Raw genomic sequence first — 15985 nt, forward strand, 5'->3', positions numbered from 1 at the left:
GGCCGGTACCGCGGGGCGTGTGCGAACTATGTGGCCTGGAAGGCCTGGTAGGGGTCCGGCCTGCCGTTGTGCCAGGGCGTCCCTTGAGAGGGGCGAGCGTGCCGCGGTGCACCGGGCGGGTGGTGGCGTGCAGTTCCTGGAGGCACTCGCCGTCGGGTGCGGCGTCCACGCGGAGCCACCACAAGCCGCGTCGAGGGCCGGCGGCGCCTGCCTTGAACGGGGTGAGCGGCCTGTCCGAATCGGCGGTCGGCCGGTGGTGCTGGGGCGAGCCGGTCCAGGTGGGGCCGGAGGGTGGGATGGTGTGGTTCATGGTTGCAGTTCCTGTCTGCCTGATCCGTGGCCGTGCCGCTCAGCGCATCGCGCGGAACGTGCCGGCACGCAGGGCGCCCTCGATGTCCTCCAGGCTGCGGCCCCTGGTCTCGGGGACACAGCGGAACACGAACAGGAAGGCGAGCGCGTTGATCGCGGCGTACAGGCAGAAGGTACCGGAGACGCCGAGCCAACTGGTGAGGGAGAGTGTGGTGAGGCTGACGATGAGGTCGAAAAACCAAACGGCGAAGGTGGACACGGCCACCGCGACGGCTCGGGCCTTCAGCGGGTACATCTCGGGTCCTGCCAGCCAGAGGACGACCGAGAGGCTGCCGCCGTTGCAGGCGATGTAGCCGAGGATGCCGACGACTACGATCCAGCGGGCGCCACCCTGGGGTGCCTGGCCGCTTGTGAAGGCGACGGCGAGGACGGCGAGGCAGAGGACGGCGCCGGGCAGCAGCACCAGCAGCAGCCGACGGCGACCTATCCGGTCCACGAGCCACAGGCCAAGGGCGACCATGAGGAAGTTGACGACGCCGACTCCGACGGTGGTGAGCATCGCGGCGGAACGGCCGAAACCGGAGTTGCCGAGGATCGTCGGGGCGTAGTAGATGATCGCGTTGATGCCGGTGATCTGAGAGGCGACGGCGAGGCCGATGCCCGCGATCAGGGCCGGACGTAGCCAGCGGGCGCGCAGGGCGCGCAGGCCCCGCTCGCCTTCCTCCGCCGAGGTTCCGGCGAGCTGGTCCAGTTCGCTTTCCGCGGCAGCGGTGTCCGGGCGTACCCGGACGAGGACGGCGCGGGCAGCCTCCGGGCCGCGGTGGGTGAAGAGCCAGCGCGGGCTTTCCGGCAGGGCGGACATGCCGATCAGCAGGGCGACGGCGGGCACCAGGCCGAGGCCGAACATCCAGCGCCAGTTCTCGTCGAGCAGGTAGCCGGAGAGGTACGCGGCGAGGATGCCGAGGGTGATGGCGAGCTGGAAGGTCACCACAAGGCCACCGCGCCGCGCGGGCGGAGCGATCTCGGCCACGTACAGCGGCACGGCCTGGGAGGCGAGACCGACCGCAAGGCCCAGCACGAGCCGAGCAGTGCCCAGCGTCCAGGCATCGGCAGCGATGGCCGAGAAGGCGGCACCAGCCATGAAGATGGCGGCGGCCCAGGTAACGGCCGGGCGGCGGCCGAGGCGCTCGGCGACGGGACCCGAGAAGCAGGCGCCGATGATGGCACCGACGAGGATCGCGCTGGTGACGATCTGCTGGCCGGCGTCGGCGAGATGGAAGTCGTGCGCGATGGTGGGCAGGGCGCCAGAGATGATGCCGGTGTCGTACCCGAAGAGCAGGCCGCCGAGGGCGCTGACGACGGCAATGGTGACGACGGCGCGGCTTCCGGTCCCGGTGGCGGGCGACGGCGGGGCGGTGGCACTGGTGCGGCTCATGGGAGTCTGTCTCTTCTCTGCGCCTCGTTGAGGCGCTGTGGGCCGTGGAGACTGTGTTGTCGACAATGAGCGGGGAGGGGCTTGGGGACTGTCCCCTCCCCGTCCGGGGGTCCTTGGCCGCCCCAGGTCTCAGCGGACCAGGGACTTGACCACATGCACCGGCCGCTTGCCCAGCGGCCGCAGCCGGTAGGCGCCGACAGCTGCCGGCACGGTCAGCGTCTCGGCGAAGACAAGCTCATGGCTCTGCCCGTCGGAGGTCTCGATCACCACGCCGTCGCCGGAGGAGACGTTGAGGATGTGGAAGCGGCCCTCGGTGTCGTCCTCGGCGGGCTCCGCGTCGGCGGCGGCCGGGTCGATCACCAAGCGCCGGACCTCGTAGAACATCTCCGGCAGCGCGCCGAGGACCTCCTCGCGCCAGCCCGGACCCTCACGCAGCGTGCGCGGATCCTGGATCAGGTCGCGGATCACGTCCTCGCCCTGGCGGCGGCTGTCGAGGTTGGCGAAGCCGTGGTCGTAGGGCAGCGGGCGGGAGTTGCCCTGGGCGTCCTTGCGCAGCCAGTCGTAGAAGCGCAGGGAGTACAGATACGGGGTGGCGCTCACTTCGAGGACGAGATTGCCGGTACCCGAGGCATGCGGGGTGCCTGCCGGGATCATGTAGAGCTGACCCTCCTGCGAGGGGTGGATCTGCACGAACCGCTCGACGCCCATCTCCTCGCCGCGCTCCATCGCCGCCTCGACCTGCTTGCGCATCAGGTCAATGTCGGCGTCCTGCTGCAGCCCAAGGTAAATGCGCGGGTCATCACCGGAGTTGGCGGTCACGTAGTACGTCTCGTGCTGGGTGTACGGCCATCCGAAACAAGTCCGCATGTACTCCGCACGCGGGTGGAGGTGCAGCGAGAGGTGATCGCCCTCGACCGTGTCGAGGTAGTCGTAGCGGATCGGGAAGGACGTGCCGTACTCCTCATGCACCGCGGCGCCCAGGAACTCCACCGGGTGCAGCACGCACAGCAGCTGGAACGGCAGTTCCACCTCGGCCTGCGGACCGTCGCCGATGAGCACGCCCGCTTCGGGCGCGATCAACTCGTAGCCCAGCGCGGTGTTGCCCTTCTGCGGCTCGAAGCCCAGCTCGCGCGCTGCCCACTGGCCACCCCATGGCGTGGAGTTGAAGTACGGACGTGAGCGCACCGGGCCCGCGGCGAGCGCCGCGAGCGTGGCACGCATCGTCTCACCGTCCACGGATGCGGGGGCCTCGGGATCCTGCAGGTCGAGCCAGCGGTCGATGCGGCAGGCGAGGGCGTCGCGGTGCGCGTCGGTCATCGGCCAGTCCGCGTAGAAGAGACGGCGCAGATCGCCCGGCTCGCGGTGGCGGCCGAGGTTCACGCCGAGCGGCAGCTCCCCTGCGGCGACCGCCGCTTCCGCGTAGCGCTTGGGCAGGTCGGCGTACCAGAGCACGTCGTGCTCGACGAGCGCCGCGCCCGGGCCGTAGACGATCAGCAGGCCCTCTCGGGGGCGCTCGGCTTGCGGAAGTTCGCGGTAGACATCCGCGAGGGAGTTCTGCGCGAGCGGCAGGTAGTACGGGTCCGACTCGGGGCCGGAGCTGTCGCCGGTGCGCTTCAGGAGGGTGTCCCAGTCGGCCTCGTACTCGCGCAGATCGACCGACTGAACCGGTATACCACGGTCGGAGAGAGCGGCGGCAAGGCCCGCGGCGGCGTCAGCCCAGTTCAGGGCCGCTGGCCCGTCGAGGGCGAGCACGGCAGGGCCCGGAGGGACCGTCTTCGCGGCGGCGCCCCAGCCGCAGACGACAGTCCCGTCGACGGCTGCGTAGCGGGGGTTTCGTTCGTAGGGACGGGTCACGTCGTGTTCCAAGGGTTGGAGGTGCGATTCGTGTTAACGATAACAATCAGCGGAGTTGCCTCCGCCGTCAAGGGCCAGTGACCCGCGCCCCGTCGACCGTCATCTGTCACGCGGGAGGAAGCCGCTGCCGGGCGCGACGTAGGCGCGACCTGGTGCTCGACGTCGTTTCCGCAGATGGGGGCAGCTGCGACCATCGACGCGAGTGAGGCAGATGACGCCGGCGACTTTCACCAGCATCGCCACGTGACAGCGCCACTCTCGGGGGAAGTCACGTCGAGTCAGGTGGCGGCCAGTCCCAGCGGCGCAGGGTCGCCGCGGTACCAGGTGCCGGACGTTGATGCACTCCTCCGACAGGGTGGAGGACGTGCGCCTCCCCCAGGCCTCCGCTGGCGATGTGCGCCGTCAGCGAAGCAGGCACCGCCCGGTGTGCGAGGTGCCGTTCACCCACGGGTCAGCCTCTTTTCACCGGGCAACCCGTTGCGGCCCCTTGTTGCTTGGTGCCATCGATCCCTAGGATCCCATCCCGTTCGCCCCTTCGCGGTCCCGCTGTGCAGCGGCACCGCTCTTTCCATGCCCAGAAGAGGAAACAGGGATGCGAGGCAGCAAAAAAGTTAACGTTATCGAAATTAGTGGAGCCGCCCCGGTGGTCTCGGGCCAGATCAGGGTGGCCCTGCACCCCAACAAGTCGGTGCTCTCCGCCGACGGCAAGACGCTGCACGTCGCCAACGGCGACGCCGGCACCGTCAGCGAGGTGAACCTCGAAGCCCATACGGTCGACCGCACGCTGTCGGTCGCGCCGCACAAGAACGCCCCCGTGGGCAGTAACGCCACCAACCTGGCCCTGGACAGCGAGGGCAAGCGGCTGTTCGTCACCAACTCCGGCAACAACGACGTCGCGGTGATCGACCTCAAGCAGGGCAAGACCGACGGCCTCATCCCGACCGCCTGGTACCCGACCTCGGTGACCTGGAACAACGGCCGTCTCCACATCACCAACGGCAAGGGGCTGGGCGCGGGCCCGAACAACGGTCCCCGCCACCCGAACCCCGAATCACCCGCGAGGGTTTCCCCCGATCAGTACTCCGGCTCGGTGATCCAGGGCGCTCTGAGCAGCGTGATCACTCCCTGGGGTCCTTGAGGCTTTTGGAGGAAGGAACCCATGGACACACACATCGCCATCCGGGCTCGCGGCGTCACGAAATGTTTCGGCGACGTCGTCGCGCTCGACGGCATGGACCTCGATGTGACGCAGGGGCAGATACACGGCCTGGTCGGACCGAACGGCGCCGGGAAGACGACCTTGCTCGGCCTCCTGCTGGGGCTCGCGGTTGCCGACAGCGGTCGCCTCGAGGTCCTGGGTACGCCGGTCGGGCGGGCCCTCGACGCTCCCGACGGTGTCGCCGGCTTCGTGGACAGTCCCGCTCTGTACCCCTCGCTCACCCCCCGGCAGAACCTCGCCGCGCTGGCCGCACTCCGCGGCCACGACGCGCGCACGGCGGAAGTCGACGACGTACTCGCCGAGGTCGGCCTCACCGGCGTCGCCGACGACCGCACCCGCGGCTTCTCCCTCGGCATGCGCCAGCGGCTCGGACTCGCCGCCGCCCTGCTGACCAAGCCCCGACTGCTCGTGCTCGACGAGCCGTCCAACGGCCTCGACCCGGCAGGCAAGAAGCATGTGCACGGTGTCCTCAACCGGCTCGCGGCCGACGGAACCGCCGTCGTGCTCTCGAGCCACAACATGGACGACCTCGAGGCGCTGTGCTCCGAGGTGACCATCCTCGCCACCGGACGCGTCGTCTTCTCCGGCCCGCTGAGCAAGCTGGCCACCGACGACCGCGAACTCGACTACCGGCTGCTCGCCTCCGACCCGCAGGCCGCCCGCGGACTGGCTGTCGACACGGCCAGGATCCAGGTCGTCGACGACGCCGACGTACGGCACGACGCCCAGACGCTCGTCGTGCGCGCGCAGGTACCCGCCCTCGACGAACTGGTTGCGGAGCTGGTGCACGCGGGCATCGCGGTGCGCGAGCTCGCCCCCGTGGCGTCGCCGCTCGAAGCCGCGTTTCTCGCCCTCACCGAACAGCAGGAGGCCGGCCGATGACCGCGACCCTCACCCCGAGCCGGGAACAGGAACAGGAACAGGTGACCAGGGGCCGTCGCGTCCCCGTCACCCGCGCCTGTCGCTTCGAGCTCGTCAAACTCGTCTCCCAGTGGCGGATTCGCCTCCTGGTCCTCGCCTGCTGGATCGTTCCCGCCCTCTTCGTCGCCGGCGTGAGCGGGCAGGCCACGCTCCCCGTGGACACCCTCTTCGGGCGCTGGATGCACGCCTCCGGGTGGGCCGGGCCGCTGGTGATGCTCGGTTTCGCGGGGACCTGGACGCTCCCGCTGCTGACCTCGATCGTGGCCGGTGACGTGTTCGCCTCCGAGGACCGGCTCGGCACCTGGCGCCAGTTGCTCGTGGCGGTCCGCTCGCCCCGGCGGATCTTCGTGGCGAAGGCAGCCGCCAGCCTCACCGTCCTGCTGCTGCTCGTGGCCGGGCTCGCGGTCTCCAGCACGGTCGGCGGCCTCCTTGCGGTCGGCGACCAGCCGCTGGTCGGCCTCGACGGCCACCTCCTGGCGCCGTCGGACGCCGCCGTTCAGGTCCTGCTCTCCTGGATCTGCGCCCTCGCCCCGACCCTGGCGCTCGCCGCGCTCGGCTTCCTCGGGTCGGTCACGCTGGGACGCTCCCCGATGGGGCTCCTGGTGCCGGTACTCGTCTCGCTCGCGATGGCGGTCGCCCAGATGCTGCCGCTTCCCGCGGCCGTCCGGGTCGCCCTGCCCAGCTACGCCTTCATCTCCTGGAACGGACTGTTCACCGGCCCTCAGCAGCTCGGCCCGCTGCTGATCGGCGTCGTCGTCAGCCTCGTGTGGGCCGTTGTCGCGACGGCGCTGGCCTACGTGCTCTTCGTACGGCGCGAATTCACCAACCCGACCCACGACGGTTCGGGCCGCCGCGCCATCACCGTCGGGGTCCTGCCGCTCATCGGCGTGGCCGCCGTGTCGTTCGCGGTCGTCGCCGCGACGACCTCGGCGACGAGCTCCGGGATCGATCAGGACAAGGTGCAGCGCTCGGTCGCCACGGCGTTCGCGCACCTGTACCGCATGCAGACCGGCCAACTCCACCGACCCGGCGTCACCGAGGCCCAGTTGAAGGCAACGGCGGCGTGCAGCAAGGGAAGCACCAGCGTCGCAGCGCAAGGCCCGGGCAACGACTGGCGCTGCGTCGTGACCTGGCATCTTCCCGGCGTCGAGGCCACAGGACAGGCCATCTACCAACTCGACGTCACTCCGGACGGGCGGTTCATGGCCGATGGCGATGGACCGAAGGAAGTGAACGGCTACTTCCTGGTGCGGACCCCCGAAGGGGACGCACCGAACCCTCTGTGGCAGTTCGACGGCAACGTCGAGCTGCTCGACACCACCCTGAAGGGATAACCACTCCATGCAGGTAACTCGCCGCCGCAAGCTCGCTGAGGAAGCTCGGATCAGCCTCCTCGGCAGACTCATCGGCCGACGGATACCACTGTTCACGGCCGGCGCCACCGCCGTCGCTCTCGTGGCCGCCGGCACGGCGTTCGCGCAGACGCACCAGTTCGGCACGGACCAGGTCGGTCAGGTCACTGCCGACGGCCAGGTCGTCTCCGCCAACCAGTACATCGCCCCGTACGGCGACCGTCTCGTCATCAACGAGGGCAAGATCATGTCGTCCTCGGTCAGCCCGGACGGCACGCACATGGCCGCCTCGGTCACCGACGGTGGAATGGCGCTGGTCGTCATGGACCTCAAGACCCGGCAGGTGAAGCAGCGCGTCGGCAACAACGCGTCGGCGGATCTGCGCATCAGCGGCAACGACGTGGGCCAGGAAGGCCCCACGTACTCGCCCGACGGTTCGCAGCTGTGGCTGGGCCAGGCTGACGGCTACCGCAAGTTCACCGTGAACCCGGACGGCACCGTCGCCAACCCGACGTTCATCCCGATCCCGAAGGACGGGTCCAAGCACGCAGTGGTGGGTGCCGCGGTGTTCTCGGCCGACGGCTCCACCGTGTACTCCGCGGTCAACGGCCAGAACAGGGTGGTCGCCATCAACGCGGCGACCGGCGCCATCAAGCAGAGCTGGACCGTGGGCAACGCCCCCCGTGGCATCGCCATGGTCGGCGACAAGCTCTACGTCAGCAACGAGGGCGGGCGCCCGGCCAGGGCCGGCGACACCACGATGAACTCCTACGGCACCCAGGTGCCGGCCAGCCCTGACACCGGAGCCTCCACCACCGGCACGGTCAGCGTCATCGACCTGGCGGACCCGACCGCCGCCGTCTCGAGCATCGACGTCGGTCTGCACCCGACCGCCCTGTACGCCAAGAACGGGGCGCTGTTCGTCACCAACACCGCCGACGACAACGTCTCGGTCATCAACACCGCCAACGACAAGGTCGTGCAGACCATCGCCACCCAGCCGTGGGCCGAGGCCTCGGTGGGCTACGAGCCCAACGCGGTGACCCTCACCAACGACGGTCACCTGCTGGTGACCCTCGGCCGTGCCAACGCGGTCGCCGTCTACAAGTACACCTCCGCGCAGGAGCCGGTGAGCTACGTCGGCCTGCTCCCAACGGACTACTTCCCGTCGGAGATCACCACCGTCGGCGACCAGGTCTACGTCTCCAACACCCGTGGTATCGACGCCCGCCGCCCCACCAACAAGGCCGGGCACGGCACCCATGACACGACATCGAGCCTGACGCAGTTCACGCTGCCGGACGACGGCGTCATCAAGTCCGAGACCGGCAAGGTCTTCACCCAGAACGGCTGGCACGGCAGCTCGGTCAACCAGGGCGAGGGCGACGCGAAGCCGGTGCCGGTCCCGGTGAAGCTCGGCGACCCCTCGACGATCAAGCACGTCTTCCTGCTCATCAAGGAGAACCGGACCTACGACGGGGTCCTCGGTGACATGCCCGAGGGCAACGGGGACCCGTCGCTGACGCAGTTCGGCGAGAACGTGACGCCGAACCAGCACGTGCTGGCTCGGCAGTTCGGGCTGTACGACAACACCTACGACATCGGCACGAACTCCGCCGAGGGCCACAACTGGCTGATGCAGGCCGACAACCCGGAGTACACCGAGTCCTCGGCCGGTGAGTACCAGCGCAGCTACGCTTCCGAGGACGACGTTCTCGGCCACCAGAAGTCCGGCTTCATCTGGAGCAGTGCGCAGGCGGCTGGGAAGTCCGTCAAGGACTTCGGCGAGTTCCAGTCGTTCCAGAGCAAGCCGTCCGACGCGTCCTGGCAGAACCTGTACTGCGACGCCAAGAACATGGACGCGACCGGGCAGCAGAGCGCCTACCCCATTCAAGGGGGCTCGGCGATCCCGTCGCTCAACAAGGTGGCGGTGCCCGGCTACCCGATGGCGTCCGACATCAGCGCCCCGGACGTCTACAAGTACCAGGTCTGGAAGCAGGACTTCGAGAAGAACGGTCCGGCGAACCTGAATCTGATAGCGCTCCCGAACAACCACACCGGTGGTCCGCCGAACGCGGCCGCCCAGGTCGCGGACAACGACCTCGCGGTCGGCAAGATGGTCGACACGATCTCGCACAGCAAGTACTGGAAGGACTCGGCGATCTTCGTCGTCGAGGACGACTCCCAGTACGGCCTCGACCACGTCGACGGCCACCGCGCCCCGATCCAGATCATCAGCCCCTGGGCCCAGCACGGCAAGGTCGACAGCCACTACTACTCCCAGATCACGATAATCCGGACTATCGAGCAGATCCTCGGGATCCACCCGATGAACCAGAAGGACACCGCGGCCAGCCCGATGCGTGGGGCGTTCACCCAGAACGCGGACTACACGCCGTTCAAGGTGTTGCCCAACCGGGTCCCGCTGACCAATGGCCTGAAGACCCCGCCCGCCTGCGGTCTGGACACCCCGGCGCCGCAGAACCCCAAGGCGGCGCCCGCGCCGTCGGCGAAGGTGCCGGCGGACAAGCAGGAGCTCGCGGCGAAGTGGGAGGACTGGAAGTCGTCGCAGCGGCTGACCGGGCCCAACGCCAAGCTCGACTCCTCGAACCCCGCGCAGATGAACCACTTCACCTGGTACGAGACGCACAACTGGACCAAGCCGTACCCCGGTGAGGACAAGATCTTCGCGCCCAAGGACGTGCCGGGCGCCTACATCCCGTCGCCGGAGTCCGACGGCTGACGTCTGGCGGCAGACTGAGAGGCGGCTGCCGCCAGAACGGCCCGGACCGTGATCGGTCCGGGCCCAGCCGGTTACCCGAGGAGTACCCCGCCTGCGCCGGGCCGCACGTCCCGGCGCCAAAGCCTCAATGACATCAAACCCTTGCGCCAGCAGATACCGGGACAGTGCCGCCCCGTAGGTGCCGGTGCCTTCTACCCCAGCACTGCGGATGACGCCCCACTGCGTCGCCCACTGCACGAGTTGGGGATATCCCCTCACGTTGGCCTGGAAGGTTTCAATGGCCAGCGTCTTCCCCGTCATGGAAAGCACGGCGGCAACGTGGAAATCTCGGTGTGTATCGACCCCGACAATCACCTCGTCGGGGTTCGGAGGAGGTTGCTCTCGTCGGGGAGGACGGGTCAGGTCCATCGTTCGTCCGCTCAGATCAGTGGATACACGCTAACTCGCCGCCGGCACGAAGGAACGGTCACGGGTGACACAGGGCAGGTACCTCGCCCACGGCGCGTTTCAGACACGCTCACCCAAATCAGCCACCAAGCTCACTGTCTCGCTCTACGAGCGACATGGGGTAGTCAGGACACGTTGGTGCAAAGTTGTCAGCAGTCAGCTCGTGGTGCCGTGGCAGTCGCCGTCATCCTTTCCAGTCACGTACGTCCCTAAGCAGAAGGCCCCCGCCGGGCGACCTCCTAAAGGAGCCCTGTAACGCGCACGCGCTGCACGTTGGCTTCCGGGGACTCAACTGCGCGCCCGCGCGAGTTTCGCGCCCCGATCAATTGCGATGGGCGGAAACGGTTCCGGTTTGCCGCACCGACCTGCACGGCAAGCCCTTAGCACACGGCCAGGGCAACCTGTTCCATCCGGAGCCTTTGGAGCGAGGTCGCGCCGGACCACTTGAACAGGCACTCGTCAGCGAGCGGGACCATAGCGCGAACCTCCCGGTTACCGAAACCGGCCTTCCTTCGGATCATTGACCCTGCCCCGACCACACACCGGCGCATCCCTCGGCCTCCCACGGACGGCCTGCCGGATGGGGAGACCTGAACTCATTTCCCTTGTCCGGCAAGGACACACTCGAAAGGCCCGACCGACAGGAATGACCAGCCAGAACAGCGAAATGCAACACGACACGTTCAGCCCCGACTACATCCGCGCCACCTGGAGCGGAACCGCGAGCGTTGAGGCTGCGGCCAAGGCGTTCGGGATGTCTCGGTCAAAGGGATACGACCTCGTACGGCGAGACGAATTCCCCTGCCGCGTGCTGCTGATCGGCCGAGCATCCCGCGTCGTCACTGCGTCCCTCCTGCGCGTCCTCGAGAGCGGTGAGCCCGAGTACAACCACGCGCCCGATGCGCTCACCACGTCCCCCTGCCCCACCGCATGACGAAGCCCCGCCGGCAGCACCGGCGGGGCTTCGTCTCGTCTCAGGAGTCACATGGGAGTCACAGACCCTACGGACACCCAAGCACCAGGGACTCCAGAACCGGACAAACATGCCCGTACGAGAATGGCTGGACGCCTCTGGACGCCTTTTACAACCTGTGCCCTGTGGGACCGCAGCAGCTCCGTCGGCTGGGACCAAGTATCAAGATCCGGACCGGGTGCGGACCAACTCGGCTTCGCAGCAGCCGATTCCACTCGTTGTCGCAGCTCACAGGCAACTGGGGCCATGTCCCACCAGAGGACGAAGTACATTCTTACTTCATACTGCCCGAAGAAACTTGGGTTCTCCTAGAGCCTCAAGTCGGTTGCCTGGAGCCACCGTTGCACTCCAGGCAACCCGACCCGGCCCCTGCCTCAACGTGGGTCACCCAGTCCTCCAGGCCGGTGGAGCGGGGCTCTTCTCAGGCGGGCTCCCCGTAAAGGATCACCTCCGCGATCCCCGCGACGCTCTGCGCGCCCCCGCCGCTGACCTGGATGACGGAGATACGGACCTGGCGCACGTTAGAAGCCTTGAAAAGCTCCGGGAGGGTGTACTGGCCGCTTCTGGTCAGGCCGGAGAGTGCCGTGTCCCAGGTGCTGCCGTCCGTCGAGGTCTGCAGGTCGAAGGTGTACCAGCTACTGTCCTTGCCCCAGTGGATGCGCACTCCGGCGAGGTCGTGGGCCGCGGCCAGTTCTGCGGTGAGGGTCTGCGGGACAGCCGGGGAAGCGGCACTCCATCCGGTACCGAAGGTGATGTCGCCGTCGAAGGCCTTGTCGGCCTCGAACCCGGTGGCAGCACTGGATGCCGTGACCGTCTTGATCTGATCACGGGCGATCTTCGGCCCCGGATCGGCCGGAGGTACGCCGCCGCTGCCGCCGGGCGGGACCGCGCGGAACTCGCGGATGGAGGGCCACCAGTCACCGGCGTCGAGGATGTCGACGCGTACGTACCGCGTCGTGACCTTCACCTGATGGACCGCGGTGGTCACGGCCGCGGTGTTGTCGTGCGCGTCGACGGTCGTCTTCCAGGTGCCGCCGTCGTCGGACGTCAGGATCCGGTACTGGTACGCGGTCTCGTCGGTCTCCCACAGGATCTGGAACTGTTCCAGGGCAACCGATTCCCCGAGGTCCACCTGCCACCAGGCCGGATCGGAACCGTCTCCGACCCACTTGGACTCCGCCGCGTCGTCCACGGCGTCGCCCGGCTCGTGTCCCGACTGGGTGGTGGAGGCGGTCGCTTCCTTGAACAGGGCCAGGTTCTGGGCGCCTTGGCTCTCCAGGGTGGAGATGTTCTTCCAGGTGGGGTGGGTGCCGTCGGTGACGTGCGTACCACGGTAGGGCTCGGTCCGTACCGTGTACTCACCGTCGGCCAGACCGGTCGAGGTCGCGGTGAGTGTGAGAGATCCGCCGGCGGTGCCGGTGGCGATCAGGGCGTAGCCGATGCCGCCCTGTGCCTTCTGCGTCTGGACCGCGATCCGCGGGATGTCCGCACCGACCAGCGTGCCGCTTCCGGTCACCTTGATGTCGAGGGTGGCGGAGGAGTCGGGGACGAGGTTCCCGTCGGCGTCCACCACCTTGACGTACACGGGGATCAGGTCGGAGCCGTCGGCGACGGGCCGGATGCGGTCGAGCATTCCGGAGACCGTGCGCAGGCCGACGGCCTCCTTCGCCGACACGGCGCGGCCGCGCTTCTTGCCGGCCAGGTCGACGAGCTGGTCCACCTGGCCGGGCTGGACCTCCGCCAGGAGCTTACGGGCCGCCTTCTTCCCGTCCTGCGAACTGTCGCCCAGGGCGAGGGCCAGCAGATCGACGAGCGCGTCCCGGCCGCCCGCGTCGTCGGCGGCGACCTCCAAGTGGTGGGCTGCGCCAGGAGTGTTGACGCTGTGGGTGGCTGCGAGCACGTCTCCCAGATAGCCCTCTGCCCTGAGTTCTCCGGCGGCGAACTCCGGCAGACTGAACGTGTAGTACGGGCTGCCGCCCTTGGCCGCCACGTTCGGTGCGCTCGCGGCGTTGCCCGAACGGGTCTGCTCGTCGACGAGGTGGCCCTTCTGGTAGAGGCGTACCCGGTCGGTGTTGCTGAAGACCCGCACCGTCTGGGCGGAGTCGGCGGTGTGGGCGCTCGCGATGAAGACCATCGGGCCACCCTGGTTCAGGTTCGTGGCCGGCTGCATGGACTTGAGCCAGTAGTAGCAGTACTTGGGGTACCGGTCGATGTCGACGGCGCCGGACTTCTGGTAGGTGTCGTTGGTGCCGTAGTCCTCGAAGACCCACAGGAAGTAGCCGCCGATCCGGCCGTTGGCGTCGAGTCCGCCCCAGTCCCAGTAGCCGTCACCGTTCAAGTAGCGTTGACGGGTGACGACTTGGTCCACCATCGCGCTCTCGCCCGCGGAGCGGTCGGTGCGGCTGGGGTCCTCCCAGTCGCCCCACTCCCGGGTGAGGAAGGGCACGTTCGGCGCCGGATCCGAGCCGTCGGTGTTCACCACCTTGTAGTTGACGTCGTACGCGCTGCCCCAGATCCCGTAGTCCGCCGAGGTGAACATCTGGTCGCCCGGCATCTCGGCATGGGCGACGGAGTCGGCTTCCTTCGCCCACCACTGCGGGTACCTGGTCTCGTTGAGGGAGGTCTCCCAGAGGATCACCGAGGGGCGGTTGCGGTCGCGGCGGATCATGGTGGCGATGTCGCGGTAGGTGCGGGAGACGAAGGTCTGGTCGCCGTTCCAGTACTGCCAGCCCGGCTCGCAGGCCACGACGAGGAGACCGAGTTCGTCGCAGGCGTCGAGGAACGCGGGGTCGTGCGGGTAGTGCGCCGTGCGCACGGCGTTGAACCCGCCGAGCTTCAGGCGCAGCGCCTCCCGGTACTTCAGGGAGGCCGGGGCGGCGTCGCCGATGTAGGCGTAGTTCTGGTGGCAGTTGGCGCCGCGCAGGTACAGCTGCTCGCCGTTGAGGTGGAACCCGTCCGCCTTGAAGTCGATGCGCCGGACACCGGTCCGCGTGGTGACCGTGTCGACGAGGCGGTCGCCCATGTAGACCTCGCTGACGAGCCGGTACAGGTACGGAGAGTCGGGATGCCACAGATGCGGCCGGGCCACACTCAGCACCCCGGTGAACGTGTGCCCGTCCTTCCCGGAGACCGTCGCCTGGTCCGTGGCCCGGGCGACGACCGTGCCCTGGGCGTCGTACAAGGTGGTGGCGAGTCTGATTCGGGCGCCGTCGGCCGTCTCGTTCACCACATGTGTCTTGACCTGGGCCGTCGCCCGGAGCGTGGTCGCCTTCGGGTACGAGACGAAGACGCCGCCCCCGGCGACCAGGTCCTCCTGCAGCGGGTCGGAGATGTGCACGGGGTCGGTCACCCGGAGCGTGACACCCCGGTAGATGCCGCCGAAGGTGAGGAAGCCGAGCTGGGTGCGGGGTTTGCCGGGCGGGGTGAGCGGGTCGTCGAGGTTCGACACGCGTACGGCGAGGACGTTGTCGCCGTCGAAGCGGACCTTGCCGGTGATGTCCACGACGAAGCCCTTGTAGCCGCCCTGGTGCTCGGCGAGCTTCTCGCCGTTCAGATAGACGACGCAGTCGGTCTGGACGCCGTCGAACACCACGGTCAGGCGGCGGCTTTCGTCCTGCGGGTCGACCCGGAAGTACCGGCGGTACCAGCCGATCCCGGCGAAGGCGTCGTATACCGAGGGGTGCTTGCGCTCCAGGCGCATCGTGTGCGGCAGCGACACCGCTGCCCACTGCGCGTCGTCGAAGCCGGGATGCTGGGCACCGGCGGCGTCCTCACGCCAGAATGCCCAGCCGGTGTTGAAGTTCAGCACCCGGCGCGCGCCCTTCCCGGCGCCGTCGGACGCGGCCGTCGTCCCGGCGCCCGGCGTGGCGGCGGCCCGCCCGACGGGCACCAGTGCGGCGCCCGCACCGGCCAGGCCGGCGGCGAGCACGCCCCGGCGTCTCACACCGTCCATTGTGTTGCTCATGCGTGTGCTCCTTTCGTTCGTTGTCCACTGCTGGATGCCGCCACCGTTGCCTCCGCACGGAGGCGGCCGTCAGACGATGCTCAGCGCGAAGATGTGGGGGGCTGCTCCGGGCGGGGTGGTCGTGGGAGGGACGACCGCTTGGTACGTCTGCCGGAGGCGGGAGCGGCGAGTTTCGCTGTGCGGGGATACACGGCGAGGGCGCCGTTGGCGTTGTTCCACTTGTCGCGCACGGCGCCGAAGGAGCCGGGGACGAGGGCCTCGGCCATCCGGGGCTCGTCGAAGCCGGGCTGGGAGGCGGGCAGCGCATCGCCGCTCGGGGCGCCCTCGGGGAGCTCGGTCGACATGCCGAACAGCCGGCCACCGTCCAGAACCGTTCGACCGGCGAGTGGGGCGGGGCGCACCGTCGTCACCGGGATGGACTGGGATGCCGGGCCCGAGGGGGTGTCGGCCTCGGCGGTCAGCGTGTGGCGCCCGGGGTCGAACCAGGAGGTCGGGGCAGTCACCTCGATGTCGGTCAGGTCGGTGAGGGTGTGTTGCGCGGCGAGGTGCTGTCCACTGGGCCCGCAGTCTCGGCGTCCGACCGCGCCGGCCAGCAGGCTGCGGCGGGACACCAGCGGCAGGAGGGTCGAGGGCGACCCGTGCGGCTGCTCGGCTGCGCTCATGGTGTGCGGGCTCCTGTTTCCTCGCGAGGACTGACTCTGTGTGCGGGCAGGTGCTCGAGGGTCGGGACACCGTCGGGCATCCGCAGCGGGAACTTCGCGAATAGCG

9 protein-coding genes and 1 pseudogene are annotated in these 15985 nt (G+C 68.7%); 5 read left to right on the forward strand and 5 right to left on the reverse strand.

Annotated elements, in window-relative coordinates; translation table 11 throughout:
- Nucleotides 1-349: 349 nt before the first annotated feature.
- Nucleotides 350-1744 carry a sugar porter family MFS transporter gene (locus EOT10_RS16990; RefSeq protein WP_127829059.1) on the reverse strand — a complete coding sequence of 465 codons (1395 nt, stop codon included), beginning with the start codon at nucleotides 1742-1744 and terminating at the stop codon, nucleotides 350-352.
- Between the two features lie 129 nt (nucleotides 1745-1873).
- Nucleotides 1874-3598: a class I mannose-6-phosphate isomerase gene (locus EOT10_RS16995; protein ID WP_127829060.1), complete on the reverse strand. Its 1725-nt coding sequence runs from the start codon at nucleotides 3596-3598 to the stop codon at nucleotides 1874-1876.
- A gap of 643 nt (nucleotides 3599-4241) precedes the next feature.
- Between EOT10_RS16995 and EOT10_RS17000 the strand changes: the two genes are divergently transcribed.
- The 4 genes from EOT10_RS17000 to EOT10_RS17015 are packed head-to-tail and all read left to right on the forward strand — an operon-like array spanning nucleotide 4242 to nucleotide 9833.
- Nucleotides 4242-4736, forward strand: a complete 495-nt coding sequence (locus tag EOT10_RS17000) for a YncE family protein (RefSeq protein ID WP_127829061.1) — start codon at nucleotides 4242-4244, stop codon at nucleotides 4734-4736.
- A 21-nt stretch (nucleotides 4737-4757) separates the two neighbouring features.
- Nucleotides 4758-5699: an ABC transporter ATP-binding protein gene (locus EOT10_RS17005; protein WP_127829062.1), complete on the forward strand. Its 942-nt coding sequence runs from the start codon at nucleotides 4758-4760 to the stop codon at nucleotides 5697-5699.
- A complete protein-coding gene (locus tag EOT10_RS17010; protein WP_127829063.1) occupies nucleotides 5696-7072 on the forward strand; it encodes an ABC transporter permease in 1377 nt (458 codons plus the stop codon). Before EOT10_RS17005 ends, EOT10_RS17010 begins: the two co-directional genes overlap by 4 nt.
- 7 nt (nucleotides 7073-7079) lie before the next feature.
- Nucleotides 7080-9833, forward strand: a complete 2754-nt coding sequence (locus EOT10_RS17015) for an alkaline phosphatase family protein (protein WP_127829064.1) — start codon at nucleotides 7080-7082, stop codon at nucleotides 9831-9833.
- Nucleotides 9834-9926: 93 nt separating this feature from the next.
- Here EOT10_RS17015 and EOT10_RS43150 read toward each other — a convergent pair.
- Nucleotides 9927-10241, reverse strand: a pseudogene (locus tag EOT10_RS43150) (IS110 family transposase); the annotation flags it as partial.
- 685 nt (nucleotides 10242-10926) lie between these two features.
- Here EOT10_RS43150 and EOT10_RS17025 point away from each other — a divergent pair.
- The gene (locus tag EOT10_RS17025; RefSeq protein ID WP_223281020.1) at nucleotides 10927-11214 is read left to right on the forward strand and encodes a helix-turn-helix transcriptional regulator; all 288 of its coding nucleotides are present in this window, start codon (nucleotides 10927-10929) and stop codon (nucleotides 11212-11214) included.
- Nucleotides 11215-11674: 460 nt separating this feature from the next.
- Here the strand turns inward: EOT10_RS17025 and EOT10_RS17030 are convergent, their stop codons facing one another.
- Complete coding sequence (locus EOT10_RS17030) at nucleotides 11675-15217, reverse strand: discoidin domain-containing protein (RefSeq protein ID WP_127829065.1); 3543 nt, start codon at nucleotides 15215-15217, stop codon at nucleotides 11675-11677.
- A gap of 80 nt (nucleotides 15218-15297) precedes the next feature.
- Nucleotides 15298-15879, reverse strand: coding sequence for a hypothetical protein (locus EOT10_RS17035; RefSeq protein WP_127829066.1), 582 nt, complete (start codon nucleotides 15877-15879; stop codon nucleotides 15298-15300).
- Nucleotides 15880-15985: the final 106 nt, after the last annotated feature.

The sequence above is a fragment of the Streptomyces antnestii genome (assembly GCF_004005495.1).
In the GTDB taxonomy this organism is placed as follows: Bacteria; Actinomycetota; Actinomycetes; order Streptomycetales; family Streptomycetaceae; genus Streptomyces; species Streptomyces antnestii.

Coding starts and splice junctions, on each gene's coding strand:
- EOT10_RS16990 (WP_127829059.1), bottom strand. CDS start 1,744: ATGAGCCGCACCAGTGCCACCGCCCCGCCGTCGCCCGCCACCGGGACC.
- EOT10_RS17005 (WP_127829062.1), top strand. CDS start 4,758: ATGGACACACACATCGCCATCCGGGCTCGCGGCGTCACGAAATGTTTC.
- EOT10_RS17010 (WP_127829063.1), top strand. CDS start 5,696: ATGACCGCGACCCTCACCCCGAGCCGGGAACAGGAACAGGAACAGGTG.
- EOT10_RS17015 (WP_127829064.1), top strand. CDS start 7,080: ATGCAGGTAACTCGCCGCCGCAAGCTCGCTGAGGAAGCTCGGATCAGC.
- EOT10_RS17025 (WP_223281020.1), top strand. CDS start 10,927: ATGACCAGCCAGAACAGCGAAATGCAACACGACACGTTCAGCCCCGAC.
- EOT10_RS17030 (WP_127829065.1), bottom strand. CDS start 15,217: ATGAGCAACACAATGGACGGTGTGAGACGCCGGGGCGTGCTCGCCGCC.
- EOT10_RS17035 (WP_127829066.1), bottom strand. CDS start 15,879: ATGAGCGCAGCCGAGCAGCCGCACGGGTCGCCCTCGACCCTCCTGCCG.